General features: G+C 73.9%; 21 protein-coding genes. 5 read left to right on the top strand and 16 right to left on the bottom strand.

The genetic code is table 11. The annotated features are described in order from the left end of the window. The first annotated feature begins 110 nt into the window (after nucleotides 1-110). On the top strand, nucleotides 111-1,436 hold the full coding sequence (locus tag GPJ59_RS08430; protein ID WP_219665837.1) for a hypothetical protein: 1,326 nt from the start codon (nucleotides 111-113) through the stop codon (nucleotides 1,434-1,436). Then, nucleotides 1,436-2,671 (top strand): MFS transporter, encoded by a 1,236-nt coding sequence (locus tag GPJ59_RS08425; protein WP_219665836.1) that lies wholly within the window; start codon nucleotides 1,436-1,438, stop codon nucleotides 2,669-2,671. Before GPJ59_RS08430 ends, GPJ59_RS08425 begins: the two co-directional genes overlap by 1 nt. 88 nt (nucleotides 2,672-2,759) lie before the next feature. On the opposite strand, the gene GPJ59_RS08420 is transcribed toward GPJ59_RS08425, so the two are convergent. The 10 genes from GPJ59_RS08420 to GPJ59_RS08375 form a co-directional block, all read right to left on the bottom strand. Next, complete coding sequence (locus GPJ59_RS08420; RefSeq protein WP_219665843.1) at nucleotides 2,760-3,653, bottom strand: aminoglycoside phosphotransferase family protein; 894 nt, start codon at nucleotides 3,651-3,653, stop codon at nucleotides 2,760-2,762. Nucleotides 3,654-3,701: 48 nt separating this feature from the next. Beyond that, a complete protein-coding gene (locus GPJ59_RS08415) occupies nucleotides 3,702-5,114 on the bottom strand; it encodes an MFS transporter (RefSeq protein WP_219665835.1) in 1,413 nt (470 codons plus the stop codon). Beyond that, nucleotides 5,107-6,291: an ATP-grasp domain-containing protein gene (locus GPJ59_RS08410; RefSeq protein ID WP_219665834.1), complete on the bottom strand. Its 1,185-nt coding sequence runs from the start codon at nucleotides 6,289-6,291 to the stop codon at nucleotides 5,107-5,109. The genes GPJ59_RS08415 and GPJ59_RS08410 overlap by 8 nt, the downstream gene beginning before the upstream one ends. Beyond that, nucleotides 6,288-7,511: an ATP-grasp domain-containing protein gene (locus GPJ59_RS08405; RefSeq protein ID WP_219665833.1), complete on the bottom strand. Its 1,224-nt coding sequence runs from the start codon at nucleotides 7,509-7,511 to the stop codon at nucleotides 6,288-6,290. The genes GPJ59_RS08410 and GPJ59_RS08405 overlap by 4 nt, the downstream gene beginning before the upstream one ends. A 106-nt stretch (nucleotides 7,512-7,617) precedes the next feature. Beyond that, nucleotides 7,618-8,844, bottom strand: a complete 1,227-nt coding sequence (locus GPJ59_RS08400; protein WP_219665832.1) for an ATP-grasp domain-containing protein — start codon at nucleotides 8,842-8,844, stop codon at nucleotides 7,618-7,620. A gap of 134 nt (nucleotides 8,845-8,978) precedes the next feature. Beyond that, complete coding sequence (locus GPJ59_RS08395; RefSeq protein ID WP_219665842.1) at nucleotides 8,979-9,770, bottom strand: SDR family NAD(P)-dependent oxidoreductase; 792 nt, start codon at nucleotides 9,768-9,770, stop codon at nucleotides 8,979-8,981. A gap of 8 nt (nucleotides 9,771-9,778) precedes the next feature. Then, on the bottom strand, nucleotides 9,779-10,771 hold the full coding sequence (locus GPJ59_RS08390; RefSeq protein ID WP_219665831.1) for an aldo/keto reductase: 993 nt from the start codon (nucleotides 10,769-10,771) through the stop codon (nucleotides 9,779-9,781). A gap of 97 nt (nucleotides 10,772-10,868) precedes the next feature. Beyond that, complete coding sequence (locus GPJ59_RS08385; RefSeq protein ID WP_219665830.1) at nucleotides 10,869-12,119, bottom strand: FAD-binding protein; 1,251 nt, start codon at nucleotides 12,117-12,119, stop codon at nucleotides 10,869-10,871. Next, nucleotides 12,116-13,165 (bottom strand): polysaccharide deacetylase family protein, encoded by a 1,050-nt coding sequence (locus tag GPJ59_RS08380; RefSeq protein ID WP_219665829.1) that lies wholly within the window; start codon nucleotides 13,163-13,165, stop codon nucleotides 12,116-12,118. Before GPJ59_RS08380 ends, GPJ59_RS08385 begins: the two co-directional genes overlap by 4 nt. An 11-nt stretch (nucleotides 13,166-13,176) precedes the next feature. Then, nucleotides 13,177-13,986: a phytanoyl-CoA dioxygenase family protein gene (locus GPJ59_RS08375; protein WP_219665828.1), complete on the bottom strand. Its 810-nt coding sequence runs from the start codon at nucleotides 13,984-13,986 to the stop codon at nucleotides 13,177-13,179. 211 nt (nucleotides 13,987-14,197) lie between these two features. Here GPJ59_RS08375 and GPJ59_RS08370 point away from each other — a divergent pair, with 211 nt between their 5' ends. Continuing rightward, complete coding sequence (locus tag GPJ59_RS08370; protein ID WP_258024061.1) at nucleotides 14,198-15,448, top strand: ATP-grasp domain-containing protein; 1,251 nt, start codon at nucleotides 14,198-14,200, stop codon at nucleotides 15,446-15,448. Nucleotides 15,449-15,609: 161 nt separating this feature from the next. Here GPJ59_RS08370 and GPJ59_RS08365 read toward each other — a convergent pair whose 3' ends face one another. Next, nucleotides 15,610-16,488, bottom strand: coding sequence for a phosphotransferase (locus tag GPJ59_RS08365; protein WP_219665826.1), 879 nt, complete (start codon nucleotides 16,486-16,488; stop codon nucleotides 15,610-15,612). Nucleotides 16,489-16,502: 14 nt separating this feature from the next. Continuing rightward, complete coding sequence (locus GPJ59_RS08360) at nucleotides 16,503-16,724, bottom strand: hypothetical protein (protein ID WP_219665825.1); 222 nt, start codon at nucleotides 16,722-16,724, stop codon at nucleotides 16,503-16,505. A 311-nt stretch (nucleotides 16,725-17,035) separates the two neighbouring features. Here GPJ59_RS08360 and GPJ59_RS08355 point away from each other — a divergent pair, with 311 nt between their 5' ends. Next, the gene (locus GPJ59_RS08355; protein WP_219665824.1) at nucleotides 17,036-18,298 is read left to right on the top strand and encodes a helix-turn-helix domain-containing protein; all 1,263 of its coding nucleotides are present in this window, start codon (nucleotides 17,036-17,038) and stop codon (nucleotides 18,296-18,298) included. Nucleotides 18,299-18,504: 206 nt separating this feature from the next. Here GPJ59_RS08355 and GPJ59_RS08350 read toward each other — a convergent pair whose 3' ends face one another. The 4 genes from GPJ59_RS08350 to GPJ59_RS08335 all read right to left on the bottom strand — a co-directional run bounded on the left by GPJ59_RS08350 (nucleotide 18,505) and on the right by GPJ59_RS08335 (nucleotide 24,646). After that, nucleotides 18,505-19,476 carry an alpha/beta hydrolase gene (locus GPJ59_RS08350; protein ID WP_258024063.1) on the bottom strand — a complete coding sequence of 324 codons (972 nt, stop codon included), beginning with the start codon at nucleotides 19,474-19,476 and terminating at the stop codon, nucleotides 18,505-18,507. Between the two features lie 107 nt (nucleotides 19,477-19,583). Then, entirely contained in the window at nucleotides 19,584-20,003 is a 420-nt protein-coding gene (locus GPJ59_RS08345) for a RidA family protein (RefSeq protein ID WP_219665823.1), read from the bottom strand. A 111-nt stretch (nucleotides 20,004-20,114) separates the two neighbouring features. Further along, nucleotides 20,115-21,290 carry a cytochrome P450 gene (locus GPJ59_RS08340; protein ID WP_219665822.1) on the bottom strand — a complete coding sequence of 392 codons (1,176 nt, stop codon included), beginning with the start codon at nucleotides 21,288-21,290 and terminating at the stop codon, nucleotides 20,115-20,117. Continuing rightward, nucleotides 21,287-24,646, bottom strand: a complete 3,360-nt coding sequence (locus GPJ59_RS08335) for an amino acid adenylation domain-containing protein (protein WP_308120192.1) — start codon at nucleotides 24,644-24,646, stop codon at nucleotides 21,287-21,289. Before GPJ59_RS08335 ends, GPJ59_RS08340 begins: the two co-directional genes overlap by 4 nt. A gap of 182 nt (nucleotides 24,647-24,828) precedes the next feature. Here GPJ59_RS08335 and GPJ59_RS08330 point away from each other — a divergent pair. After that, a partial coding sequence (locus GPJ59_RS08330) for a beta-ketoacyl [acyl carrier protein] synthase domain-containing protein (RefSeq protein WP_219665820.1) occupies nucleotides 24,829-26,181 on the top strand: 1,353 nt, incomplete at its 3' end.

The following is a 26,181-nucleotide window of genomic DNA, read 5'->3' as shown; positions in this document are numbered from 1 at the left end:
TGGTTTGCCGTGATTGACAAGCCACTTCGAGGGCTGGGTTAATGGGCTGCCATGATGTTGCCGGGATTGGCAATTTTGGGTGCGGTTTCGTCGCACGAGGAAGGAAGCGCATGGAGAACGCAAGCCCCCGCAGGATCCTGATCGTGGGCCTCGACCGGTACGGCATGCGGGCGTGCGTCCGCCTCGGGCTGGAGGTCACCGTCGTCTGCGGTACGGCCGTCTGGGACCAGGGGCACATCGCGATACCGGACGAGGTCACGGTGATCCGCGTCGACGACCACACCAGTGCCGAGGCCGTCCTCATGGCGCTCGCCCGCGCCGGGCTGACCTCCGGGTCCTTCGACGCCGTGTACACCACCGCCGAGGACTCCCTGGTGATGGTCGGCCTGCTGGCCGCCCACCTCGGCCTGCCGGCCGTCCCGCCCGATGTCGCCGTACGCTTCCGGGACAAGTCGGTGCAGAAGCGGGAGATCCGGGCGGCCGGCCTGGCCACCGCGGGAGCGGTGGTCGTCGACGACGTCCACGACGTCGCCGGGATCACCGAACTCGGCTCTGCCAAAGCCGTGTTGAAGCCGGTCGCGGGAGCGGCCACCGAGCGCACGTCCGTCGTCTCCTCGGTCGCGGAGCTGCGCCGCCGCAGCGAGGAGTACCGGCGGCAGGGCACCAGGCAGCGCACCTTCGTCCTGGAGGAATTCGTCCGGGGCGAGGAATGGATCGCCGACGGCGTGCTGTTCGAGGGCGAGCTGCTGTTCTGCGCACTCGGCCGGTACGGCGATCCGTGCCTGACCGCGGTCGACAGCGGACGCCCGCTCAACTTCCGCCACTTCGACCCCGCCGACGAGAGCTGGGCCTACGACCGGGCCCTTCCCGTGGTCACGGCCTCGCTCGCGGCGCTGGGCCTGCGGGACGGGATGTTCCACATGGAGCTCTTCCACGACCCCGAGACCGGTGCGCTCACCTTCGGCGAATGCGCCGCGCGCCGGGGCGGCGCACTCGTCCAGGAAGTCGTGCACGCGAAGTTCAACGTCGACCTGGCCGCGTGCGCCATCCAGGTCGCGCTCGGACGGCGTCCCGAACTCGACGTCAGGATCCGCCCGGGAGCCATCGGCGGCGCGTACCTGACCGCCGGTCCGGGCCTGCTGCTCGACTGCCCCTCGGCGGACCAGGTCATGGCGCGGCCGGGGGTGGAATTCGTCCGGATCGAGCGGCCCGTCGGCGAGCGCACCCCCGCCGTCTCCGGTACGGACCACCGGATCGGCCAGTTCATGGTGGCGGCGGGCACCGCCGAGGAGCTGCAACAGCGGTTCGACAAGGTCTGGGCCTGGTTCGGCCCGCAGGTGAAGATCGTCCCGGACGGCCTCACCTCGCGCGAACTGCGCGCGCTCCAGTCCGCGCTGCGCCCCGGCGTCCGCTTCGGGGACGCACTGTGGCGGTGATGACGAGGACGGACACCTCCGCCCGCGGCGGCCGCCTGCGCAGGCTGCTGCCCGAATCGCCGGCGCAGCGGGTCCTGACCTTCGCCACCTTCGCCAACAGTTTCGGCGGCGGGATGTTCACCACCGCCGGCGCGCTGTACTTCACGCGCGTCGTGGGGCTGCCGGCCGGACAGGTCGCGGCCGGCCTGTTCGGCGGGGCCATGACGGGCCTGGTCGCCGGGGTGCTGGTCGGACGGCTGGCGGACCAGTGGGGACCCAAGCGCGTCCACGTCACGGTCATGCTCTGCGGAGGGGTGGCGATCTCCTGCTTCACCCTGGTCGGTTCGTTCTGGTCCTTCTTCGCGGTCTCACTGGTCTCGGGGATGATCATTCCCGCGGACGTGGCCAGCAAGGCGCCGCTCATCCGCGGGGTGGCCGACGGGAACCCCACGGTGTTCATCGGCTACCTGCGGTCGGTGACCAACCTGGCCCTCGCGCTCGGCTCGGTCGCCGCCGGCTTCGCGATCCAGATCGACAGCCGGCCCGCGTACCTGGCCCTGGTGGTCTGCCGGGCCCTGGCCTACGTGAGCTGCGGCCTCATCCTCCTGCGGCTGCCGAGGATCGCGGCCGCGGCCGCCGGGAAGGAGGAACGCGGCTGGGCGGCACTGCGCGACCGCACCTACCTCAGCGCCACGTTCGCCCATGCGGTGCTGTCGCTGAACTACGCCGTGTCCGGGTTCCTGCTGCCGCTGTGGATCGTCGCGCACACGAGTGCGCCCCGGTGGGTGGTCTCGGCGGTCCTGGTGCTCAACATGGCCTTCGTGGTGCTGCTGCAGGTCAGGGTGAGCCGCGGGGTGCACGACGTACGGACGGCCGGTCAGCGCATGGCCTGGGCCGGCGCGGCCTTCGCCGCCGGGCTCACGCTCATGGCACTGGCCGACGGACCCTCCCGCTGGGTGGCGACGGGGCTGCTCATGGCCGGCATGGCCGTCTTCGCCCTCGGCGAGCTCTGGTACGCGGCCGCCTCGACCGAGTACTGCTTCGGACTGGCGCCCGCGCACCTGCAGGGGCAGTACGCCGGGGTGTTCGGGCTGGGCAGCGGGGCGGTGGAGGCGGTCGCCCCGGCGGTGATGAGCCTGCTGCCGCTCGGGATGGGGCTGCCGGGCTGGCTGGTGCTCGGCGCGCTCCTGCTGTTCGTCGGCCTGGGCAGCCGGCCGCTGGTGGCCTGGGCGGGCAGGACCTGGCCGACGGCGTAGCACCGGATCCGGACGCGCGGGAGCCGGGTCGGAGGTGGACCTCCGACCCGGCTTCCGCGCGTCCTACCCGGCTCCCTACGGGGATGCCTCAGCGACGGTGGTGGTCCGCGATGGCCTCCGCCGCCGCGCGGTGGCCGACAGCCGCCAGGACGGGGTTGATGCCGCGGTAGTAGTGCTCCGCGGTGAGCCCGAAGCGCAGGGCCCAGCCCCTCCCCCGGGCCCACGTGGCGTCGTCCACGCCCGCCGCCTCGCGGAACGCGTCGCGGGTGCCGGCGGTCAGCAGGGTCCAGGCCGGCATCACGTCGCACGCGGGGTCGCCGACGCCCACGAGCCCGAAGTCGATGACAGCCGTGAGACGGCCCTGGTGGCCGAGGAGGTTTCCGGGCAGCAGGTCGCCGTGCAGCCAGACGGGCGCGCCCTGCCACTGCGGTGCCCGTACGGCCGCCTCCCATGCGGCGGTCGCGGCCCCGGCGTCGTGCGTGCCGTCGGCCCCCAGGTCCCGGATCGCGGCGCGGACCTCGTCGTCGGCGGTGTCCACCCGACCGCCGCGGGACGAGCGCGGCGCCCCGGTGGTGTCGACGCGGTGGAGCGCCGCGAGGAAGCGGCCCAGTCCGGCGGCCGCGTCGTGGAGCCGGCGTTCGGCGAGGGGCTGGTCGTGGAGGTTCTCGCCGTCCAGCCACCGGTACACCGACCAGGCGAACCCGTACCCCTCCCCCGGCGCCCCGTGCCCGAGCGGCACGGGCACGTCCAGGGGCAGGCGGGGGGCGAGGTGCGGCAGCCACCGCTGCTCCCTGCCGACCTGCCCCGCGGCGTCGGGGATGCGGGGCAGGCGTACGGCCATGTCCTCGCCCAGCCGGTACATGGCGTTGTCCGTACCGGCCGAGCGCACCTTCCGTACGGGCAGCCCCGCCCACTGCGGGAACTGCGCCGCGACCAGCCGCTCGACGAGCGACGCGTCGATGTCGACCTCGTCGGCGTGCATCTTCACTGGGGACACCTCTCTCGGGACACCTGTCTCAGGACACTTCTCTCAGGACGACGCCGACTTCGATTCCGACTTCGACGCCGACTTCGATTCCGACACCGGCTCCGGCTCCGGCTCCGGCTCCGACGCCGGCAGCCTCGTGCAGGCCACGACGAACAGCACCCACCCCGCGAGCGAGGCGACCGCGAAGACCAGGAGCGAGTTCCACAGCCCCAGCCGCTCACCCAGCACGCCCCCGAGGAACGCGCCGAGCGGGAACGGCCCGTACGTGAGCATGCGGTACGCCGCGGTCGCCCGGCCCAGCACGTCCGACGGGATCACCGTCTGCCGGAACGCCACGACGTGGACGTTGTAGATCGTCAGGCCGAAGCCGTAGACGGCGAACGTCAGCGTCGCCAGCGCGAAGTTCCAGCCGGTGCCGGCATCCGTACCGATGCCGGTACCGGTCGGCAGCAGCAGCATCGGCGCGACGGACGAGGCGCTGCTGGCCAGGATCAGGATCCTGGGGAACCCGAAGCGGTTGCCGGCCCGCTTGGCCACCGCCGCCCCGGCGAGCGAGGCGATGCTGCCGAAGGCGAGGACGAAGCCGACCCCGCCCGCGTCCATGTGCAGTTCCTTGACGGCGTAGACCAGGAACAGCGTGAGGATGGCCTGTTCGCACATGTTGAACCAGCCGGCCCGCAGGCTGAGCATGCGCAGGATCCGGTTGCGCCACAGCAGCCCGAAGCTGGTGACGATGTCGGCCAGGCGCGGCCTGCTCGCCGCCTGCGGGTCGCGCGCCGGCTCCCGGTGGCGGATCAGGAGCATCGCCACGAACGCCGCCAGGTAGGCCACGACGTTCGCCAGGATCGCGAACCACGCGCCCAGCGCCTTGATCAGCAGGCCGCCCACGCCGGAGCCGCCGATCTGGGCGACGGCGTACGAGCCCTGCAGCTTGCTGTTGGCGTCCACGAGGTGCTTCTGGGGCACGAGCGCCGGGAGGTACGCCAGGTAGCCGACGTCGAACACCGCGGTGCCGGCGCCGACCACGAACGCGATCACGCACAGCCCCGGGACGCCGAGGCTGTCGGTCAGGTAGAGGACCGGCACCACGGCCAGGGCCACGGCCCGTACCAGGTTGGCCACCAGGATGATCAGCCGCCGGTCGAGCATGTCGATCACCAGGCCGGCGAACGGGGTCACGCACAACGCGGGCAGGAACTGCATCGCCGTGACGAGCCCGACCTCCGAGGCGCTGCCCCCGAGGGCCCCCAGCACCAGCAGCGGGAGGGCCAGCTGGGTCACCTGGGAGCCGAGCGCGGCGACGGTCTCGCCCGACCAGAGCTTGAGGAAGTCGTGGTTGTGCCACAGGCCCCGGCCGGACTGTCCGGACTGTCCGGCCGGCCCGGGCTCTTCGGACTGGCCGGCCCCGCCGGGCCCGGCCGGCGTGCTCGCCGGCCGGGCCTGAGTGCTAGTCACCGCGGTACTCCTCGGCGCCGTTGTCGATGGCGGCCAGCGCCGCCGTGGTCTCCTCGCGGGTACCGGCGAAGATCGCGTACCCCAGCCGGTCCTCCGGGCCGCGCGGCACCCGTGTCACCGTCCCCTCACCCGCGAAGTAGCGCAGCTCCCGCAGCGCGTCCACCAGCGGCGGCGCGCTCGCCGTCTGCCACGTCACGGGGTGGCGGAACGGGGTGCGGCCGTCGCCGACGAAGAACCGGATGGCCGAGCACTCGGCGGCCGGCGTCCCCTGCGTCGTCCGCTCGCCCACCACGGCCGCGAGTTCCGCGGTGTTCAGGTTCCAGCCGGTGGCCAGCTCGACGAGCCGCGGGATCTGGCCGCCCGCCGGGCGCCCGGCGATCTCCATCAGGACCGGGCCCGCCTCGGTCATGCGGAACTCCGCGTGGGAGACGCCCGCCTCCATGCCGAGCGCGTCGAGCGCGCGGACCGTCGCCCGCGTCAGCAGCTCGCGCTCCTCGTCCGAGACCGCCGCCGGGGACACGTGGCCGACCTCGATGCAGTACGGCGGCCGGGTCAGGTACTTGTCGGTGATCGCCAGGACCTGTGAGTCACCGGGTGCCCAGGTGACCGCCTCGACGCTGTACTCCTTGCCGGTCACGTAGCGGTCCACCGCGACCCGCCCGCTCGCCGCCAGCGCGGCGGCGGCCCGGAACGCCTCGGCGAGGTCGCCCGGTTCGTCGACGACCTGGACCCCGCCGCTGCCGCCGTAGTCCGTCGGCTTGACCACGACCGGGAACCGGCCGCCGGCGAGGGACACGCACTCCTCCACGGTGCGGGCCACGCCGAGCTGCGGCGTGGGCAGTCCCTGCTCCCGCAGCCGGCCGTGCATGACGCCCTTGTCGCGGAAGTGGCCCGCGGGCATCCGCGGCGCCGGCACCCCGAGCTTGCGCGCGACCTCCCGGGCGATGTCGGTGGACAGCTCCTCCCAGCACAGGATCGCGTCCCACGCGAACCCGGCCGAGCTCGCCGCTTCGAGCATCGAGTCGACGGAGAACCGGTCGCCCGCGCGCCACCAGTCGCACTGGTTGACCGGGACACGGTGCGGCAGGTCGATGATCCCGACGAAGTGCCCCGCGTCGCGCAGCGACTTGAGTCCGAACTCCTTGTTGTCGCCGAGCCCGGCGATCAGCACCTTCACCGCGACTCCGCCTTCCCGCCGAAGAAGCCGAAGCCCTGCTCCAGCTGCCGGAACGCGGACTCCACCGAGCAGCGCAGCAGGCCCGCGGCGTCGAGCTCCTTCACCCAGCGCTTGCCCGCCTCCAGGTCACCGATCGTGGTGACCAGCTGCATGCGGTCGGTGTTGATGAAGCAGCGGTTGGTGGGCTTGCGCGCGGTCACCTGCATGACCTCGGCGCCCTCGGGGTGCGCGGGCACCTCGACGCCCGGGATCTCGACCGACGGCAGCTCGATCGCCACCGCGCGCGTGCGCGCCTGCGGCAGCGGCTCGCCGAGCGCGGCCGCGGTGAACACCGCGTGCGGGTCGGTGCCGCTGCCGGTGGCTCCCAGGTCGGACAGGCCGCCGAGGCGCGGGTTGATCTCCAGTACGACGATGTCGTCCTCGACCACCGCGAAGTCGATCTGCCAGGGGCCGTACGGGGCGAAGTTGTCCTGGATGTCGGTGAGGAACGCGTCGAGCCGCGCCGCGGCCCGCTCGGGGAGCGCGTACGGTGCGACCCGCGCCCGCTTCGAGGGGTCGAGCCCCGCGTCCAGCGGGCCCATGGACACCACCGGCCAGCGCATCAGCTCGCCGCCCGCGGTGATGAGCTCGATGCCGGTCTCCTCACCCGTCTTGAACGCCTGCACGATCGCGGGGAACGCCAGGCCGTCGGCGAGTACCGCGTCGAGCTCCTCGGCCGAGGCCGCGAAGAACCGGCCGTCGCCCGCCTGGGCCTGCGCCTCCTTGATCACCAGCGGGAAGCCCAGCTCCCGGGCGGCGCCGGCGACCGCGGCGGCGTCCGCGCAGACCGCACCCGCCGGGACCGGCCAGCCGCGCGCCACGCCGGTCTCGTGCAGCTTGACCTTGTCGCAGGCCACCTCCGCGAACTCGGCGGAGTGGGCGACGAACCGGCCGTCCCAGCGGGCGGCGGCCCGGCCGTAGACGATGGGCAGCTGCTCCTGGCCGTGGGCGTACGGGTTGGCGATGGCCACGTCGGGCCGCTCGGCGTCCAGCACGCGGTGCACGTCGTCCGCGTCCCAGTCCAGGCCCAGCAGCTTGACCTCGACGCCGGTGGCGTCGAACTCCAGGGCCGGGTCGAACTCGACGGCCGAGTACACGACGAAGTCCGTGTAGCCACGGTCGCGCAGGACCGGCAGGAACCTGGCGATCTTGTACTCGCCGAAAATCAGAGCCTTCTTCATGGGTGTGTCTCCATCTGTACGGAAAGGGGAAAGGGGGGAAGCGGGGACGGCAGGGACAGCAGGCGGCACAGCAGCCACAGCAGCCACAGCAGCCACAGCCGGAGCCTCAGACGGGCAGTGGCGTGCCGAGCACCGCCGTGCCGTCGGCGAGCTTCAGCAGCCGGGCGTCGATCTCGTCGACGGCGGAGCCGGTGGCGATGACGTAGCCGGCGCGGCCCAGGAACTGCCGCGGCGGCAGCCGCAGTTCGGTGCCCGGATCGCTGACCCGCTGCACCGCGTGCACCCAGGGCTCGTCGGCGAGCGCCGCCGGGCACTCGATGTCGTCGAACGTCAGGTCCTCGGCGGGGTACAGGAAGCGGATGCCGACCAGGCGCTCCGGCGCCGGGATCGGGTCGGGCTCGCGGCCGGTGGCGACCGCGCCGAGGAGCGCCCCGACGGACAGGCCCGGAATCGCGATCTCGGCCAGGCGCGGGATGAGTTCGCCGCCGAGGCGGCCGTTGACCTCGACCACCTTGGGGCCGTCGGCGGTGAGCATCAACTCGGTGTGGGTGACCGTACGGTCGATGCCCAGGGCCTGGTTGGAGCGGATCACCACGTCGCGGACCGCGGCCTCGGTCTCGCTGTCGAGGACCGTGCCGACGACGTGCGCCACCTCCTCGAAGAACGGCGGGTAGCCGGTGCGCTTCAGCGCGATCGCGTACGGCTCGACCCTGCCGTCGAGCACCCAGCTGTCCACGCTGATCTCGGGGCCGACGAGGAACTCCTCGACGAGGACGAGCCCGTCCTCGATGGCCGCGTTCTCCGAGCTGCGGGCGAAGTCGAACGCCGCTCGCAGCTCGGCCTCGGACCGGACGATCTGGACCGCGACGCTCGCGGCCCGGCCGCGGGGCTTGACCACCACGGGGTAGCCGATGCTGTCGGCGGCGGCGACCGCCTCGGCGACGGAGCCCGCGAGGTGGAACCGCGCCGACGGTACGCCCGCCTCCTGGAAGCGCTTGCGCTGCTCCGCCTTGTCGCGGCAGGCCCGCGCCGCCTCGACCGGCATGGTCGGCACGCCCAGCCGGGCGCCGACGGCGGCGGCCCGCGCGATCAGCATCTCCTCCCAGGTGATGACGCCGATGATGCGGTTGTCCGCGGCCAGCTCGTCGGCGGCCGCGAAGACCGCCGCCTCGTCCTGGAGGTCGGCCTCCCGGTGGTCGGCGGCGTACGGCAGCTGCCAGTCCAGCGGGCGCGCTCCGACGAGGACGACGCGGTAGTGCTCGGCCAGTCCGCGCAGCGCGTACTCCCGGAAGTGCAGGTAGCCGGAGCCGATGACGAGAACGCTGTCAAGCATGTGATTGCTCCTCATGAGGTCGTGGGGGCCGTACGTGGGGCCGTGCGTGGGGCCCCGTGCGTGGGCCGTGCGTCGGGGCCGTACGTGGGGCCGTGCGTCGGGCCGTGCGTCGGGCCGTGCGTTCACCCGGCGCCTCACCGGGAGGCCCGTTGCGCGTCGACGATGCGCCGGCCGCTGTCGTCCGGGGCGCCCTGCCCCTGGAGCCAGGCCGCGGCGGCGGGGAACTGCACCGACAGGGCGCAGCGCAGCCGCAGCTTGAGCGGCGCGATGTTGATCTCGCCGCGGTCGTGTTCGACGGCCCGGAGCACCGCCGACGCCACCTGGTCCGGGGTGACCGCCCGCGCGCCGCGCGGCAGCGAAGCCCCGGTCCGGGCGAACATGCCCGCCTCCGCGACGAAGCCGGGCTGGACGACCGACACCCCGACGCCCGCCGGGCGCAGGTCCAGCCGCAGGGCGTGGGCGAAGCCGCGCAGTGCGAACTTCGACGCCGTGTACAGCGACGAGTTGGGGGTGGCAGCCTTTCCCGACATGGACCCCACGAACGCGAGGTGGCCCCGGCCCGCGTCGGCCATCGCCGGCGCGAGCAGCCGGGCCAGGACGACCTGCGAGCGCAGGTTCACCGCCAAGGCGCGGTCGATCTGCTCGGGGGTGTACTCCAGCAGGTCGCCGCTGGCCGGCAGGGCGGCGTTGGCCACCAGGATCCCGGTGCCGGCGCACGCCTTCGCGAGGTGTTCCACGTCGCAGGTGTCGGCGAGGTCGGCGGCCACCCAGCGGGCGCCGAGCGGGTCGGCGAGCGCGCGCAGCGCGTCGGCGTCGCGGCCGGTCACGATCAGGTCGGCGCCCGCCCGGGCCAGCCGGGCGGCGAGCGCCCGGCCGATGCCGCCGGTCGCACCGGTGAGGAGGACCGTCTCTCCGGCGATCTTCATCTTGCGGCTCACCAGAGGTGGTGCACCTGGGCGCGGATGCGGCGGTCGTACAGCTCGCGCAGCCGGTCGAGGGTGTCCTCGGACAGCGGCTCCATGGACCCGGCCGCGGCGTTGGACCGGGCCTGTGCCACCGAGGTGGCACCGGGGATCACCGTGGTGACGCCGTCCTGCTGGGTGACCCAGCGCAGGGCGAGCTGTGCGGGTGTGGCGCCCGCGGGCACCATGCCGGTGAACTCGCCCGCGGCCGCGAGGCCGGTCTCGTAGTCGACGCCGGAGAAGGTCTCGCCGACGTCGAACTGCTCGCCGTGCCGGTTGTAGTTCCGGTGGTCGCTCTCGGCGAAGACCGTGTCGCGCCGGAACTTCCCGGACAGCAGGCCGGAGGCCAGCGGGACGCGGGCGATGATGCCCACGCCCGCGGCCCGGGCGGCCGGCAGCACCTGCTCCAGCGGCTTGCGCCGGAACACGTTCAGGATGATCTGCACCGAGGCGACGTTCGGCCGCGCCAGGGCGGTCATGGCCTGGGCGCAGGTCTCCACGCTGACGCCGTACGCCTTGGTCCGGCCCTCGTCGACCAGGACGTCCAGGGCGTCGAAGACCGCGTCGGACTCGAACACGGCGTCCGGCGGGGTGTGCAGCTGTACGAGGTCGAGGGTGTCCACGCCCAGGTTCGCCCGGGAGCGGTCGGTCCACGCGCGGAAGTTGTCGAGGGTGAACGCCCCGAGCTCCTGCGCGCCGCGGCGGCCCAGCTTGGTCGCCACGGTGGGCCGTTCGCCCTGCGAGGTACGGAACTCCCGCAGGAACTGCCCGATCAGCCGCTCGCTGCGGCCGTCGCCGTAGACGTCGGCGGTGTCGATGAAGTCGACGCCCGCCTCGACGGCCGCATCGAGGATGGCCCGGACGTCGTGCTCGCGCACGTGGGCCCATCCGTCGCCGAACTGCCAGGTGCCGAGGCCGACGACGGACACCTTCCGCCCGGCCTTGGTCAGAAGTCGCTCTTCCACTCGCGTGCCTTCCGCGATCGCTGGGACAAGGGGTCTGGAAAGGGGTCGGGAAAGGGGGCGGGAGCGGTGCGGTCCGGGGCGGACCGCCTCCGGCGGCTCACCGGGCCTCGCGGGGGAACAGCCCGTCGACGAACTCGTTGGCGAACTTCCCGTCGGGGTCGGACTTGGCCAGCAGGTCCGCGAAGTCGGACGCGCGGCGGTAGCAGGACCGGATGGCGTCGCCGGTCATGGCCGTCAGCTTCGCCCAGTGGGGCCGCGCTCCCAGCGGCGCCAGGAGCTCCTCCACGGCGCCGATCACCGGCAGTACGCGCGCGGCGTCCTTGACCCAGGTGAAGTGGAACGCCACCGAGTCCCGTTCGTACGCCGGGCTCAGCCACAGGTCGTCGCCGCGTACGGTGCGGACCTCGGCCACGTGCAGGGCCGGCCCGAGGAGCCCGCCGATCCCACGCAGCGCGTCGAAGGCGGCCGGGGCGGCGGCGCGCGGCAGGAAGTACTCGGACTGCAGCTCGTCGCCGGTGTCCGGGGTGGCGCCCGGGCGGAAGTGCGGCAGCCGCAGGTGCCAGGGGCCCGGCGCGCCCAGCTGGGCCGTGCACGGCGCCGGGTCGGCCCCGGGCACCGGATGCAGCGGGCCTCGCGCGGGGGTCCCGAGGTCTAGCCCGGTCACGGGCCGGTCGATGCGGCGCTTGAGCCATACGGACGCGTCGTCGCCCCAGGTGGTGAACGCGCTGACGCTGTACGCGGCGGCGAAGACCTCGTCGAACCGGTCCCGGACCGCGTCGAGCGGCACCGCCTCCCGTACCGACTGGGCCACGTCGAACGCCGGCTCGATCTCCAGGGTCACCCGGGTGGCCACACCCAGCGCCCCGAGGGAGACCACCGCGCCGGCGAAGGTGTCCCGGTCCACGTCGCGGCGCAGCTCGACCAGGTCGCCCTCGGGGCCGACCAGCTCCAGCCCGGCCACGGCGGCCGACAGGCTCTGCTGACTGTCACCGGAGCCGTGGGTGCCGGTGGCGGTCGCCCCGGCGACGGAGAGGTCCGGCAGGGACGCCAGGTTCGCCAGCGCGTAGCCCGCCCGGTGCAGGGCGGCGGCCACGTCGGTGTACCGCATCCCGGCGGTCACGGTGGCGGTGCCCGCCTCCGCGTCGATGTCGACGGCCGGCGGCAGCCCGTCGAGCCGGACGAACCCGCCCGCCGTCGCCAGGATCCCGCTGAAGGAGTGGCCGGCGCCGAGCGCGCGGACCCGTTCGCTGCTGGCGACGATGCGGCGCAGCTCGTCGACGGACCCGGGCCGCGCGGTCGGGGCCGTACCGAAGTCGATGTTGCCCGCCCAGTTCCCCGTGTTCCTCATGAGGCCGCCGCCAGACCGGACCGGGTCCGCTCGATCATGTCGTCCACCCGTACGAACTCGTAACCGCGCTCCAGCAGGCCTTCGATGACGATCGGGAGCGAGGCCACGGTGGGTGAACGGTCGCCGCCGCCGTCGTGGAGCAGGATCACGGAGCCGGGCCGGACCTCGGCCAGCACGTCGCGCGCGATGTCGTCGGCCTGCCGCAGCGCCCAGTCGTCGGGCGCGACGTCCCACAGCACGGTGGTGGCGTCGAAGTCGGTGAGCCAGTCCATCACCTGTGGTGTCCGCGCTCCGTACGGCGGCCGGAACAGCCGGGGTGCCTCGCCGCCGCTCGCGTCGGCGATGGCCTCCGCGGTGCGGTTGATCTGCTCGGCCAGCTGGGGCCGCGACAGCTCGGGCAGGAAGGGGTGCGACCAGGTGTGGTTGCCGATGGCGTGGCCCTGCTCGCGCATCCGCGTCAGGTCCTCGGAGAACCCGCCGGCGTTGATCCCGACGCAGAAGAAGGTCGCCGGGACGCCGTAGCGCTCCAGGACGTCGAGGACCTGTCCGGTGAAGGGCGGCAGCGGTCCGTCGTCGAAGGTGAGCGCGACCTCGCGGCGCTCGCGGCCGCCGTGCCTGAAGAAGCGTCCCGCCAGGCCGAGTTCGCGGTCGGCGCCGCCCGACGAGACGATCTGGGCGGCCAGCTCCTCCTCGCGGCCGGTCTGGGTGCCCCGGTGGGCCTCCAGCCGTACCAGGCCCCGCCCGCCGCGCAGGCTCGCGAGGGCCAGTTCCTCCGCCGGGACCGAGCCCAGCAGCGGCCGGTCCGGCAGCAGCCACGGATCGGCGCGGTGCACGCGCAGGCCGGCCGCCATCATGCGGCCGTCCAGGGTGCCGTTGGTGCTCTCCACGACGATGCCGAGCCGGTCGCCGAGCTCGCGCAGCTGCGCGATCAGCTCGTCCGCGCGGTGCGAGGCGTAGTCGCCGGGGACGGGGACGCGGCGGCCGTCGGGGCCGAGCACCGCGAGGCGGTACCCGCCCGCGTGCCATGAGATTCCCGCGTGCAGCATATGGTCCTCCCTCACTCGGGCCGGGTGTATTCGCTGAAGTGGTGCTCGGCGAAGAGGTCCGGCCACTGCGGGCCCGCGATCCCGAGCCGGCGCGCCCGCTGCAACATCTCCCGCCAGTACGGCTTGACCGGCGGCCACAGCACCCCGGCCTCGCAGTAGGAGGCGTCGACGAAGTAGCGCGGGCGGCCCGGGAACTGCGGCTTGGCCCGGCGGGCGTGGAAGAGGGCGGAGTGCAGCAGCACGGTCGATCCGGCCGGCAGCTCCTCCAGGTAGACCTCGCCGGGCAGCACGTCGGTGCCCAGGTGGGCGCGGGCCGTCTTCTGCGCCACCTCGCGGTGCGATCCGGGCAGCACGGCCAGCCCGGCCATGTCCGGGTCGATGCCGTCGAGGTAGTGCAGCGCGTGGACCATCGTGTGGGTCCGGTGCGACGGGAAGCGCTGCTCGTAGTCGTGGTGCCACCCCTTGCCGGGGAGGTCGGGGGCGTGCCGGTCGCTGTGCATGTGGTGGAAGCCGAACCCCGGGCCGAGCAGCTGCCGGACCACGTCCAGCAGCGGTTCGTGGGCGAGGAGTTCGCCGTGTCCGGGGAGGTCGAGTTCGAGGACGTCCGGCACGCCGTGGGTGGCGTAGTCGAGCACGGCCGCGATGGAGCGGGCCCGCAGTCCGGTGTCGACCCAGGTGTCGACCTCCTGTTTGACCCGGGTCACCAGGTCGTTCGGGAGGAAGCCGGGCAGTACGAGGAAGCCGGACCGGTCGAATTGGGCCCTCTGAGTGTCGTCGAGTTCGGGCAGCCGGGTGGGGGTGTGCAGCGTCTGCACTGTCATGGGTGAGAGCTCCGTTCTTCATTGATGAACTGGCCGGTCGCGCGCCCCAGGGACACGGCCTTTTCGGCGTGTCGGGCGATCTCCGGCGACCGGGTGCTCGGCTCAATCGAGCGGCTCTGTCCCGAAAGAGTGACAGAGGTTGCCTAGTTGGTCAATAATCTTGGCAATACACATTGCCTAGCATGGCAACTGAATGCTCCGCGGAGGCAGCATGCGCGCTGATCACCCCTTGGTCGTCCTCGTCGACGCGTACGGGACGGGCAGACACCTCCGGGCGGCCTTCGCCGGACTCGGGGCGGAGGTCGTGCACGTGTCCAGCACGCCCGAACCCCTGCCGTCCTTGAAGGCGCCCGACCTGGGCAGTTACGCGGCGGCCCTGGTCTCGGCCGACCCGGTCCTGACCGCCCGGCGGCTGGCCGCACTGCGCCCGGCGGCCGTGGTGGCCGGGCAGGAGCCCGGCGTACCGCTGGCCGACGTCCTGTCAGAGATGCTCGGCCTGCCGACCAACGGCTCCGCGCTGTCGTCGGCGCGCCGGGACAAGTACCTCATGATCGAAGCGGTCCGGAAGGCCGGCGTGCGCTGTGCCCGCCAGTTCAGGTCCGACGACGTCGACGCCGTCGCGGCCTGGGCCCGCAAGCAGGGCGGCCGGCCGGTCGTGGTCAAGCCGCTGGCCGCCTCCGGGGCCCAGGGCGTGTCCATCTGCACCGACCCGGCTGAGGTGCGCGGCGCCGCGGAGGCGATCCTCGGCACCGTCACCATGTACGGCGAGACCAACGCCGAGGTCCTGGCGCAGTCCTACCTCGCGGGCACCGAGTACATCGTGGACACCGTCTCCTGCCGGGGCGAGCGCTACGACGCCGGCGTGTGGCGCTACGACAAGCGGCGCCGCGGCGCCCGCAACGTCTCCCACCGCGACGTGCTCGTGGCGCCGGACGACCCGGTCGTCGCCGAGCTGACCGCCTACACGCACGACGTGCTGGACGCCCTCGGCATCGAGTTCGGCGCCGCGCACGCCGAGGTGATGATGACGGCCGACGGGCCCGCGCTCGTCGAGATCGGCGCCCGCATGAACGGGGCGATGCACCCGGACTTCGACGCCGCCTGCTGCGGCGCCGACCAGGCCCGGGCGAGCGCACTGGCCTGGCTGCGCCCCGACCAGTTCGCCGAGGAGTTCGCCGGCCGCACCTACCGCCGGCTCCAGGAGGCGTTCGTGTACCACGTGGCCACCGACCTCGCGGGGATCGTGGCGTCCGTGGACGCGTCGGTCCTGGCGGAGATCGACGCGGTCGAGTCCGTACGGGCCGTCACGGTCAAGCCCGGCCCGGGCGACCGACTCCGGCCCACCGTCGACCTGCCGTCCAGCCCGCTGACCGTGCACATGGCCCATGCCGACGCGGCCGCCCTGGCGCGCGACCAGGCCCGGGTCCTGGCGCTGTCGAAGGAGGTGTTCCGGCTCGCGTAGCCGCTGCGGGCGGCCGCGGTGCGCGGCCGCGCCGCGCGGAGGCGCGCCGTGTGGGGCGCCGCGTGGGGCGCCATGCGGGACCGCTCTGTGCGGCCGCCGGAATGCGGAAGGAGGGGGCGGGCGCGACGTGTCGCGCCCGCCCCCTCCCTGCCGGAGCGGCCTCAGCCCGCGAGGACCTGACGGATCACATAGCGGGCGTTTGCGGAGATGACCGGGTTCGTCCTGCGGTAGTAGGGCAGTTGGATGACGGCCATGGACAGCGCCCACCCGCGGCCGCGGGCCCAGGCGGCGTCGTCGGCGTCCACGGCCTCGCGGAAGACCTGCCGCGCGGCGGGCGGCAGCAGGTTCCATGCCGGGATCAGGTCGACGGCGGGATCGCCGAGGCCCGCGGTCCCGAAGTCGATCACCGCGGCGAGCCGGCCGCCGGCGCCCAGCAGGTTGCTCGGCATGAGGTCGGAGTGGATCCACCGCGGCTCCCCCGTCCACCCGGGGGCGGCGAGCGCCTCCTCCCACGCGGCGAGGGCCGCGTCGGCGTCGAACGGCTCGTCCGTGTGCCGCAGCTCCTCGATCGCGGCACGGGTCTCCGCGTCGGCGGCGGCCAGCGGTTCGCCCCGGTGCGCCGGCGGGCCCGCGCCGAGCTCCGCCCCGCGCAGCGCGGTGACGAACGCGGCGAGGTCGCGGGCCAGCTGCTCGGGGGCGTCCGCCCGGCCCTCGACCAGCACCTCGCCGTCGATCCACCGGTGGACGGCCCACCCCCACGGGTAGCCCTCGGCGGCCTGGCCCAGCCCGACGACCTCCGGGACGGGGACGGGCACCAGGGGCGCCAGCCGCGGCAGCCAGTAGGCCTCCTGCTCCAGCGTTCCGGCGCCGCCCGCGGTCAGTGGCAGCCGGACGGTCAGCCCGGTGCCGACCCGGTAGATCGCGTTGACGGTGCCACCCGACTCCAGGCGCCGCACCGGCAGGTCGGCCCACTGGGGGAACTGTCCGCGCAGCAGTCGGCGGACGAGGTCCTCGTCGGTCTCCGCTTCGTCTGCGTGCATCGTGCCCATGGCCGTCAGGCCCGGCCGATGACGCCGGCCTCGCCGCCACGGGGGCTGGTGGGGGCGGAGGGCGGCGTCGGCCAGTCGATGACGTCGCCCCCGCCGTTCTGCACGGCGCTGACCCGGGTGGCGGGCGCCGCGGGCCAGTCGATGCCGGGCTCGGTGGCGACGGTGACGGCCGCGGCGACGGAGAGCAGGGCTGCGGCGGCGGAGGTGACGAGGATGCTTGAACGCATGTAGCGACTCCGAACGGAGGATCCCGTGACACGGGATCGAGAAGTGGGAGGCAGTGGCTCGGCAGCCGCTCGAAGCGGCTGCCCGGCCTCGATCAACCTAGATCTCCCGGGTCCCGATGGCAAGTCGGTTTGCCAAATATTGCCAAGCGTTCACCAGGGTGCTAGAGGGGGTGCGGAGCGTCGCAGGTCCAGCGAGGCACGCACCCGGGCAAATTAGTTGCCAACGGGTTCAAGGGGCGCTACGATACCCATCAAAGCGTTGGGGGCGCGACCACGTTGACTGTTTTCCGATAACTGATTGCAGGACTCACATGACAGACGAGTCGTCCTTCGGCGCGCGCCTCAAGGCTTTGAGGCTCCAACGGGGACTGTCCCAGGCCTCGTTGGCCGGCGATGAGATCTCCACGGGGTACTTGTCCCGCCTGGAGTCGGGCGCGCGCCAGCCCACCGAGCGCGTGATCACCTACCTTGCCGAGCAGCTGGGCGTGGACCGCCTGGCCTTCGACGCCCTGCCCGCCACGGCCACCGCCACCGGTGGCGCCGCCGGCGGCAGCTCGCTGACGAAGGCGCTGAGCATCGCGGCCTCCTCCGACAGTGACGAGTACGTCGAGGAACTCATCGACGTACTCGCGACCGCCGGGGCGGAGGACCCGCTCCTGCGCTGGCAGGCCCTGTGGGTGATCGCCCGGTACCGGTCCCGCCACGGCGAGCGCACCGAGGAGCAGGCGTGCCTGGAGGAACTGGCCGCCATGGCCGATGAGCTCGCGCTCCCCGCGCTGCAGTGCCGGTCCGGCACCCAGCTCTCCCGGTGTCTGCGCTCGGTGGGCCAGGTCGCCCGGGCACTCGAACTCGCCGAGGGCGCGTACCGCGTCGCCCGGGACGCCGGCCTCTCCGTCACCGACACCGGGAACGCCCTGCTGGCGCTGGTGTCGGCCGAGGCGGAGGCCGGCCGGCTGACCGAGGCCCGGGCGCACGCCCGGGAGCTCGTCGAACTCGTGGCGGGCCGGTCGGACGTGCTGCGCGCCGAGGCCCTGTGGTCGGCGGCCACCGTCTGCTCCCGCCAAGGGGACGACGAGGCGGTCCACGCGTACCTGGAACAGGCCATGCAGGCGCTCGACAGCCGTGTCGACCCCATGCTGTGGGCGCGGCTGCGACTCGCCGCGGCCTCGCTGTACCTGCAGTCCAGGCCCGCCCTCACCGAACAGGCCCGCACCTGCCTGACGCAGGCCGAGACGGCGCTCTCGCTCATCGGCACGCCCGCCCAGCAGCAGGAACTGCTGGTGCTCCAGGCGCACCTGGCGTTCGAGGAGGGCCGGTACGCGGACGCCCGCGCCGCCCACGACCGGCTGGACTTCGACAACCTGCGGCTCACCTACCGCGACCGGATCCGGCTCCAGACGCTCGACAGCCTGCTGCTGATCGTCGAGGGCCACCAGCAGGAAGGGCGCGCCCGGCTGAAGAAGCTGGGCGAGGAGGCCCGCCGCGCCTCGAACATGGACCTCGCCGCCGAGATCTGGCGGGTCCTGGCCGAAACGCTGGAGAGCGCCGAGCAGGCGGGCACCGCCGGGCGCTGACCGGCGGGCGGGCCCGTGCCGGCCCGTGCCGGTCGGTGCCAGCCCGCGCCGGTCGGTGCCGGCCCGCGCCGGCACGGGCCGGCACCGACCGGCCGCGGACACCGCCCGGCACCGACCGCACCGAACATGCCGAACATGCCCCGGGGCCCTGGCTGAAGCCAGGGCCCCGGGGCATGTCTGCCGACAGGAGCGGTCGGCGCCGGTCCTCACCCGGCGAGTACGCGGCGCATCCACGCCACCCGCGCCCGGTGCGCGGCCCGCGAGACGACCGCGTCCGGGACCCACTCGTCGAAACTGTGGAACGCCCCCGACCACACGTGGAGTTCGGCCGAGCCGCCGGTCTGCCAGATGCGGGACGCGTAGGCGATCCCCTCGTCGCGCAGCGCCTCCACGGAACCGACCTCGATGAAGGCGGGCGGGAGTCCGGACAGGTCCTCGGCCCGGCCCGGGGCCGCGTAGCAGGAGACGTCCGGCGTGCCGCGCCGCTCGCCCAGCAGGGCCGTCCACCCTGCCCGGTTGGACTCCCCGTCCCACAGCCCCACGCGTGCCATCTGCCCGGCCGAGAACGTGTCGCAGCGGTCGTCGAGCATCGGGAACTGCAGTACCTGGCCGACCGGTCGCGGACCGGAGCGGTCCCGCGCCAGCAGTGCGAGGCCTGCGGCGAGGGCACCGCCGGCGCTGTTGCCGCTGAGGAAGATGCGCTCCGGGTCGAGGCCGAGGCCTTCGGCGTGCTCCGCCAGCCAGCACAGCCCGGCGTAGCAGTCCTCCACGGGCGCCGGGTCGGGGTGCTCCGGCGCCAGCCGGTACTCGACGGAGACCACGGCCGCCCCCAGGTCCTGGGCCCGGTCCAGCTCGCCGACCAGTTCGGTGCTGCGGTGGCTGCCGGCCACCATGCCGCCGCCGTGCGTGTGGTAGATGACCGGCACGGGTCCCGTGGCCGACGCCGGCCGGCAGATCAGCAGGGTGATCGCGGGCGCGCCGGCCGGGGCGGGCACCGTACGCTCCTCGATCTCGAACGCCCCGCCGCGGCGTATCGCCTCGTCGCTCAGCCGCCCCGAGGCGGAGCGGCGGCGCCGGTCCGGGATCAGTTCGGGGGTCAGGGGCATCGGGAGCTCGCCGAGGATCCAGCCGATCGGCCCGGCCAGCTCGGCGTCGAAGGGCGGCGGCGGAGCCTCCAGCCCCGCCTGCCGGAGGGAGGGGTAGGGGGAGGCGGTGGGATTCACGGTGTTCACGGCGTCCACGGTGTTCGCAGGGTTCACGGCGTTCACGGTGCTCCTTGTCCGATCTACTCGACGGGCAGCAGGGCGAGGGCGTCCACTTCGAGCAGCAGATCGGGGCGGTAGAGCGCCACGATCTGGACCACCGTGCTCGCCGGCGGGCGCCGCGTGTCGATGAACTCGTCGCGCGCCGCCAGGATCTGGGGGACGAAGTCGATGTCGGTGACGAAGTAGGTCAGCTTGATGACGTCGTCGAACGTGGCTCCGGCGGCGGCGAGGCAGCGCTCCATGTTGGTGAAGACCTGCCGGGCCTGGGCTGCGGGGTCGCCGGGGCCGACGAGTTCGCCGTCGGCGTCGAACGGCATCTGGCCGGCGATCGCAGCCACCCGTCCCGGCCCGGTGACCACGTGGGTGTACCCGTCGCTGGGGGCGACCCCGGCTGGGTGCGACAGGTGTACGAGGCCGGGCCGTTCCTTCTTGTCCGTCATGTCTTCACTCCTGGAAGGGTCGTGAGGTGTGTGCGTATGCGACAGAGGTGTGTGCGTGTGCGACAACAGGGAGGTGTGTGGGGCAGGGGAACGCCGCGGCCCCGGCGGCCGTCACTTCGCGGTGAGGCGTACCGGCAGGCTCTCGGGGCCGCCCACCTCGATGGACCGCAGCCGCCGGACGGGGCCGCTCTGCTCGATCCGGCCCACGGTGTCGAGCAGTTCCGTGAACAGGACGCGCATCTCGGCCCGCGCCAGGGTGCTGCCGATGCAGAAGTGCTCCCCGGCGGCCAGGGCGATGTGCCGGTTCGGGCTGCGGGTGATGTCGAAGACGTACGGATCGGTGAACACGTCCTCGTCGCGGTTGGCCGAGGGCAGCCACAGGACGACGCGGTCGCCGGCCTCGATCCGCGTGCCCCGGATCTCCACGGGGCGGGTGGCGACCCGCATGCTGTGCGTCGCGCTGGAGGTCCAGCGCAGGATCTCCTCGATGGCGCCGGGCATCAGGCTCCGGTCGGCGGCCAGCCGCTGCCACTGCTCCGGGTGCTCCAGGAAGGCCTGCATGCCCCCGATCAGGGCCAGCCGGCCGTTCTCGGTGGCCCCGATGAGGTTCTCGCAGTTGAAGACCGCCTCCTCCTCGGTCAGCAGCTCGCCGCCCACCGTGCCGTTGACGAGGGCGCTCACCAGGTCGTCGGTGGGCTCCTCCATCCGCTGGTAGAGCAGCTCCATGAAGTACTCGACGAGCATGGGGTGCGAGACCAGTGACGTATGGGCCTCGAACGCCTCGTTCGTCCACCGGTACAGGTCCTCGTGGTCCCGCTCGGGGATGCCCAGGATGTGGCAGATCACCGACAGCGACAGCCGCCCCGCCACGTCGTCCGCGAAGTCGCAACGGCCGAGTTCCACGGCCCGCCCGAGGACGCTGCGCGTCGCCGCCCGGATGTAGCCCTCCAGGCCCCGTACGGCGCGGGTGTTGAACCAGTCCGCCATCAGGCCGCGCAGCTGCTTGTGCCGCGGGGCGTCGGTCAGGGCGAGCGTCATGCCGCCGCCCGGGTCGTCGCCGGAGCGCAGCAGTACGCCGCGCGCCGAACTGAACGTCGCCGCGTCCCGGTACACGGCACGGATGTCCCCGTGCCGGGTCAGCGACCAGAACGCGGGCAGTTCCGCCGCCGCCTCGTGGCGGTGCACCGGGGCGTGCGCGCGCATCCACCGCCACACGGCGTGCGGATCACCGTCGGCGTGCAGGCCGGGGTCGGTCAGCAGGGCGGGCGATACGGCGGTCGTTGTCATCGCGTGACTCCTGGGACGAGGGTGCGCACACGCTCCGTGAAGCGCTTGGAGACCTCCCGCGCGGTGCTCTCCGCGACGGTGCCGGGCCGGAAGGCGGTGTGGACGAGCAGCCCGCCGTCGTCCGCGGGCCACAGCTCGGTGTGCAGTTCGAGGGGCAGGTCGAGGTAGGGCTGGCGCAGCAGGGTGGTCCTCGCGCCTACGAGTTCCAGCTGCGGCGGGGTGTTGTCCTGGCAGGCGAAGAGGGTCTGGTACAGCGGGGGCCGGCCGCTGCGCGGCGGGTCCACCAGCGCCAGGACGTCCGGGAACGGCACGTCCTGCGCGGCGAAGGCGCGGGCGGAGGTTTCGGCGACCCGCGCGACGGCGGCCTGGTCGCCGTCCAGGGCGGCCCCGCGCAGCCGCAGGGCCAGCATGTTGATGTGGCATCCGACGGCGCGCTCCAGTTCCGCGCCGTCGCGCTGGGCGACGGGGACGCCGACGGCGAAGTCCCGCTGCCCGGTCGCCTCCGACAGGCTCGCCGCCCACAGGGAGAGCAGGACCACGAAACGGGTGACCCCCGCCGAGGCCGCCACGGCGTCGGCCCCGGCCAGTGCCTCGGCGTCCAGTACGGCCTCGACCAGGCCGGGCGCGGGGCTCGGCGTCAGGCCGGGCGTCAGATCCGGTGCCAGGCCCGGCGCTCCCGGCTCCCGCGGCTCTCCCGCCGCCGCCCGCAGCTCTTCCGCCTCCCCTGTCCCGGGGCCGACCGGCCACCGCATCGCCGGTACGTCGGCCAACTCGGCCCGCAGGTACGCATGGTGGTTCCCGGCCGCGGCCTCCCGCAGGCGCGCCTCGCGCTCCCGGTGCACCGCCGCCAGCGTCGGACGGGGGCCGAGCACGGGGGCGCCGGTGGCCAGCGCGGTGCGGTAGGCGGCGCTCAGGTCGTCGGCGAGGACGGCCTCCGACCAGCCGTCGAAGGCGACGTGGTGCACCACGCAGCCGAACACCGCGGTGCTCGCGCCGGTCTCCCGGCCGGTGACGGGGACCAGGACGGTGCGCCACACCTCCCCGAGGTCCGGGGCCAGCTCCCCGGCGAGCTCGGCGCGGGCCGCACGGGCGGCCGCCGCGACGGACTCCCGGGCGGGCAGCACCTCCAGGGGCGGCGGGGGGATGTCCACGAGTTCCGCGGCGGGCCGCGGGTCGAGCACGTACGCGGCGCGCAGGGGCTCGTGGCTCCGGTGCACCTCGGCGACGGCCGCCTCCAGCGCGCCCAGGTCCAGCTCGCCCTCGACCGCCCAGGTCAGCAGGCAGTGCCCCGTACGGTCCGCCGGATCCAGCAACTGCGGGGTGAGGTACACCAGCTGCATGGCCGACAGCGGCGTGTCGGAGTCGGAGCCGACCGGAGCGGCCTGGGCCGCAGTCGGCGCGGGCGCCGGCGCGGCGGCCAGTCGGCGGGCGAGGCCCGCGGCCGTCGGGTCCTGGTACAGCCAGGAGACCGGGACCGGCCGGGACAGCGCCGCCGCGAGCCGTGCGCAGAGCCGGCCCGCGCCGAGCGAGGTCCCGCCGAGGCCGACGAAGGGCACGTCGAGGGGGACCGCGTCGAGTTCCAGGACGGAGGCGAAGCACTCCGCGACGGCCCGCAGCACGGGATCGCGCAGGTCGGCGGGCCGGACGCCGGGCTGCGACGCCGGGTGCGTCGGGTGAGTCGGGTGCGCCGGGTGTGCCGGGTGTGCCGGCTCCGACGTCGGGCCGCCCGGGGAGGCCGGTCCGGCCGCCTCGGCCAGCGCCAGCAGGGCCCGTTCGTCCAGCTTGCCCTGCGCGGTGACGGGGAAGGCGTCGACACCGACCACCGCGGCGGGCCGCTGGTAGGCGACCAGGGCTTCGGCCAGTACGGCGAGCGCGCCGTCCAGCGGGTCCCCCAGGCGCACCGGCACGCAGAACGCGACCAGTTCGCGTTCGCCGCGGGCGGCGTCGCCGCGGGCCAGTACCCGGCAGTGCCGTACGGCGGGAAGAAGCTGCTCCACCTGGCGCTCGACCTCCGCCGGCTCCACGCGGTGGCCGCGGATCTTCAGCTGCCGGTCGGACCGGCCCTGGTAGTGCAGCAGGCCGTCCCGGTCCCAGCGGCCGAGGTCGCCGGTGCGGTAGACGCGCACGTCCCGCCCGTCGATCCGTACGTCGGTGAACTTCCGCGCGGTCAGCGCCTCGTCGCCCAGGTAGCCGAGCGCCAGCCCGTCACCCGCGAGGCAGATCTCCCCGGTCTCGTCCACCGCGCAGGGCCGGGTCCCGTCCAGGACGTGGACCTGCGTACCGGGCACCGGACGCCCGAGGGGAATGCCGCCGGGGAGGTCGCAGTCGGGTTCCGTGATGCGGTGGGTGGTGGCGAAGACCGTGGACTCGACCGGCCCGTAGCCGTTGAGGAGTGCGATGCCGGGGTGCCGGTGCAGGAAGCGGCGGACGTGGCCGGCCGAGAGGCGCTCCCCGCCGATCATGACCTGGCGCAGCCCGCGGAAGGCGTCCGGGGACTCGTCCACGATCATGTTGAACAGGCTGCTGGTCAGCCAGACGGTGTCCGCGCGGTGCCGGGACACGGCGTCGCCCAGGGCGACGGGGGACAGATAGGGGTCGGTCACGACCAGCGAGGTGCCGCCGCTCAGCAGCACCGACCACAGTTCGAGCGAGAAGGCGTCCCAGGGGGTGGCGGCGGCCAGCGGCATCACCGTGTCGGCGGTGAACTCGGCGAAGCCGCCCGGCTGGAAGAGGCGCGCCGTCGCCCGGTGCGGGCTGAGCACGCCCTTGGGCCGGCCCGTGGTCCCGGAGGTGAAGAAGACGCACGCCGGATCGCCGGCGTCGACGGCCACGGGCGTGAACCCATCGGGATCAGGTGCCGCCCCGGCCGTCTCCCCGGAGGGCGGCGGCCACACGGGCAGCGCGTGGCCGTGCGGCGCGTGGCCGTGCAGCGTGCGGCCGTCCGGTGCATGGCCCTCCGGCCCACCGCCCTGCGCCGCGTCCCCGCTCTCGCGGGCGATCATGAGGGGCGGCCGCAGGTCGCGCATCACGTCCCGCAGCCGGTCCGCGGGCCAGTCGGGGTCCAGCAGGGCGTAGGCCGCCCCGGTCTTCAGGACCGCGAGGAGCGCGGTGACCAGCTCCGTGCTCCTGGGCAGCAGTACGGGCACCAGTGCGCCGGGGGTGACCCCCGCGGCGACGAGCCCCGAGGCCCAGGCATCGGCCGTGGCGTCGAGTTCCGCGTACGTGGTGGTGCGGTCCCCCTCGACGAGGGCGACCGCCCCGGGGCGCTCCGCCGCCCTGCGGGCGAACGCCTCGTGCAGTCCCCCGCCGGGCGCGGTGTTCCGCGGGCCGGCAGTCCACTTCGGGTCCGGTCGCACGCCGTCCCCTCCCCTCTGTTCCGGTTTCCCACCTGTCGGACAAAGCGATGGCAAGAACATTGCCACCGAGTTGCCCAATCTGGCAACCTTGCTGATCCGTACCGGCGCACCGGCCCGCGCCGGACGGGACCCATCGCCCTCCGGACCCGGAGGGCGCCGCAAGGTTGACCGAAGGCGGGTACATGACGCGCGACCGTTCCCTCGACATAGCCGTGACCGGGGTCTCCGGCCGGTTCCCCGGCTCCAGCGATCTGGCCGGGTGGTGGGAGGCCCTCGTGGAGGGACGGGTCCTCACCACGCGGTACGACAAACGCAGGCTGCGCGAGGCCGGGGTGCACCCAAGCCTGGTGGACGACCCCGAGTTCGTGCCGGTGCACGGGCATCTGGACGACGCCGACCGCTTCGAGAACGCCCTGTTCCGGGTGAGCCCGCGCGAGGCGGAGATGATGGACCCGCAGCACCGGCTGATGCTGGAGTGCGCGTGGGCGGCGCTGGAGGACGCCGGGACCAGCCCCCTGGACACCGCGCTCACCACCGGCGTGTACGCCTCGGCCAGCGGCAGCGGCTACCTGCGCGCCATGCTGGCCGGCGGCGGGCTGGACCCCATGACCCTGGAGGACGCCGTCCACGGCAACGAGCCGGACTTCATGGCGAGCCTCATCTCCTACAAGCTCAACCTGACCGGGCCCGCGATCGCCGTCCAGACCGCCTGCTCCTCCTCCCTGGTCGCCCTCCACACGGCCGTCCAGGCACTGCTGAACGGCGAGTGCGACCAGGCCCTCGTCGTGGGCGCCGGTGTCGCCTACCCCCAGGCCGGGCACCTCCACGTGCCCGGCGGCATCCACAGCGCCGCGGGGGCCTGCCGGCCGTTCGACGAACACGCCGACGGCGTGGTGGCGGGCTCCGGGGTGGCGTGTGTCGTCCTGCGGCGCCTGGAGGACGCGCTCGCGGACGGGGTGGAGCCGTACGGCGTCGTCCTCGGCACGGCCGTCAACAACGACGGCTCGGCCAAGGCCGGTTACTACGCCCCCTCCGCCGGCGGACAGGAGGCCGTCATCCGGGCCGCCCTGGAGGCCGCGGACGTCGACGGCGCGAGCATCGGCTACCTGGAGACGCACGGGACCGGCACCCGGGTCGGCGACCCCATCGAGTGGTCCGCCGCCTCGGCGGCCCTGCGCGCCGCCGGCGCCGCCCCCGGCCAGGTCGCCGTGGGCGCGCTCAAGGCGAACACCGGCCACCTCGACAACGCCGCGGGGCTCGCCGGACTGATCAAGGCCCTGTACGTCGTACGCGAGGGCGTGGTCCCGCCGGTCGCCGGATTCACCCGGCTGAACCCCCTGCTGGACACGGAGGACTCGCCGCTGTACGTCCCCGCCGCCGCGGCGCCGTGGTCCGGCCCCGAGCCGCGGCGGGCCGGGGTCAGCTCCTTCGGCGTGGGCGGCACCAACGCGCACGCCGTCGTCGAGGCGCCGCCCGCCCCCGCGCCCCGGTCCGACGGGCAGGACCGGCCGGAGGCCGGGTACCTCGCCCTGCTC

The organism is Streptomyces bambusae (assembly GCF_019400985.1).
GTDB lineage: Bacteria > Actinomycetota > Actinomycetes > Streptomycetales > Streptomycetaceae > Streptomyces > Streptomyces bambusae_A.
Note: the sequence above shows the minus strand (reverse complement) of the source record. Positions and strands in the feature narration are given on the sequence as shown.

What these genes read in the sequence shown, in the direction of transcription:
- GPJ59_RS08425 (WP_219665836.1), top strand. Translation starts at nt 1,436, where the DNA reads ATGACGAGGACGGACACCTCCGCCCGCGGCGGCCGCCTGCGCAGGCTG.
- GPJ59_RS08395 (WP_219665842.1), bottom strand. Translation starts at nt 9,770, where the DNA reads ATGAAGATCGCCGGAGAGACGGTCCTCCTCACCGGTGCGACCGGCGGC.
- GPJ59_RS08340 (WP_219665822.1), bottom strand. Translation starts at nt 21,290, where the DNA reads ATGACAACGACCGCCGTATCGCCCGCCCTGCTGACCGACCCCGGCCTG.
- GPJ59_RS08430 (WP_219665837.1), top strand. Translation starts at nt 111, where the DNA reads ATGGAGAACGCAAGCCCCCGCAGGATCCTGATCGTGGGCCTCGACCGG.
- GPJ59_RS08400 (WP_219665832.1), bottom strand. Translation starts at nt 8,844, where the DNA reads ATGCTTGACAGCGTTCTCGTCATCGGCTCCGGCTACCTGCACTTCCGG.
- GPJ59_RS08365 (WP_219665826.1), bottom strand. Translation starts at nt 16,488, where the DNA reads ATGCACGCAGACGAAGCGGAGACCGACGAGGACCTCGTCCGCCGACTG.
- GPJ59_RS08345 (WP_219665823.1), bottom strand. Translation starts at nt 20,003, where the DNA reads ATGACGGACAAGAAGGAACGGCCCGGCCTCGTACACCTGTCGCACCCA.
- GPJ59_RS08375 (WP_219665828.1), bottom strand. Translation starts at nt 13,986, where the DNA reads ATGACAGTGCAGACGCTGCACACCCCCACCCGGCTGCCCGAACTCGAC.
- GPJ59_RS08385 (WP_219665830.1), bottom strand. Translation starts at nt 12,119, where the DNA reads ATGAGGAACACGGGGAACTGGGCGGGCAACATCGACTTCGGTACGGCC.
- GPJ59_RS08405 (WP_219665833.1), bottom strand. Translation starts at nt 7,511, where the DNA reads ATGAAGAAGGCTCTGATTTTCGGCGAGTACAAGATCGCCAGGTTCCTG.
- GPJ59_RS08420 (WP_219665843.1), bottom strand. Translation starts at nt 3,653, where the DNA reads ATGCACGCCGACGAGGTCGACATCGACGCGTCGCTCGTCGAGCGGCTG.
- GPJ59_RS08355 (WP_219665824.1), top strand. Translation starts at nt 17,036, where the DNA reads ATGACAGACGAGTCGTCCTTCGGCGCGCGCCTCAAGGCTTTGAGGCTC.
- GPJ59_RS08360 (WP_219665825.1), bottom strand. Translation starts at nt 16,724, where the DNA reads ATGCGTTCAAGCATCCTCGTCACCTCCGCCGCCGCAGCCCTGCTCTCC.
- GPJ59_RS08370 (WP_258024061.1), top strand. Translation starts at nt 14,198, where the DNA reads ATGCGCGCTGATCACCCCTTGGTCGTCCTCGTCGACGCGTACGGGACG.
- GPJ59_RS08380 (WP_219665829.1), bottom strand. Translation starts at nt 13,165, where the DNA reads ATGCTGCACGCGGGAATCTCATGGCACGCGGGCGGGTACCGCCTCGCG.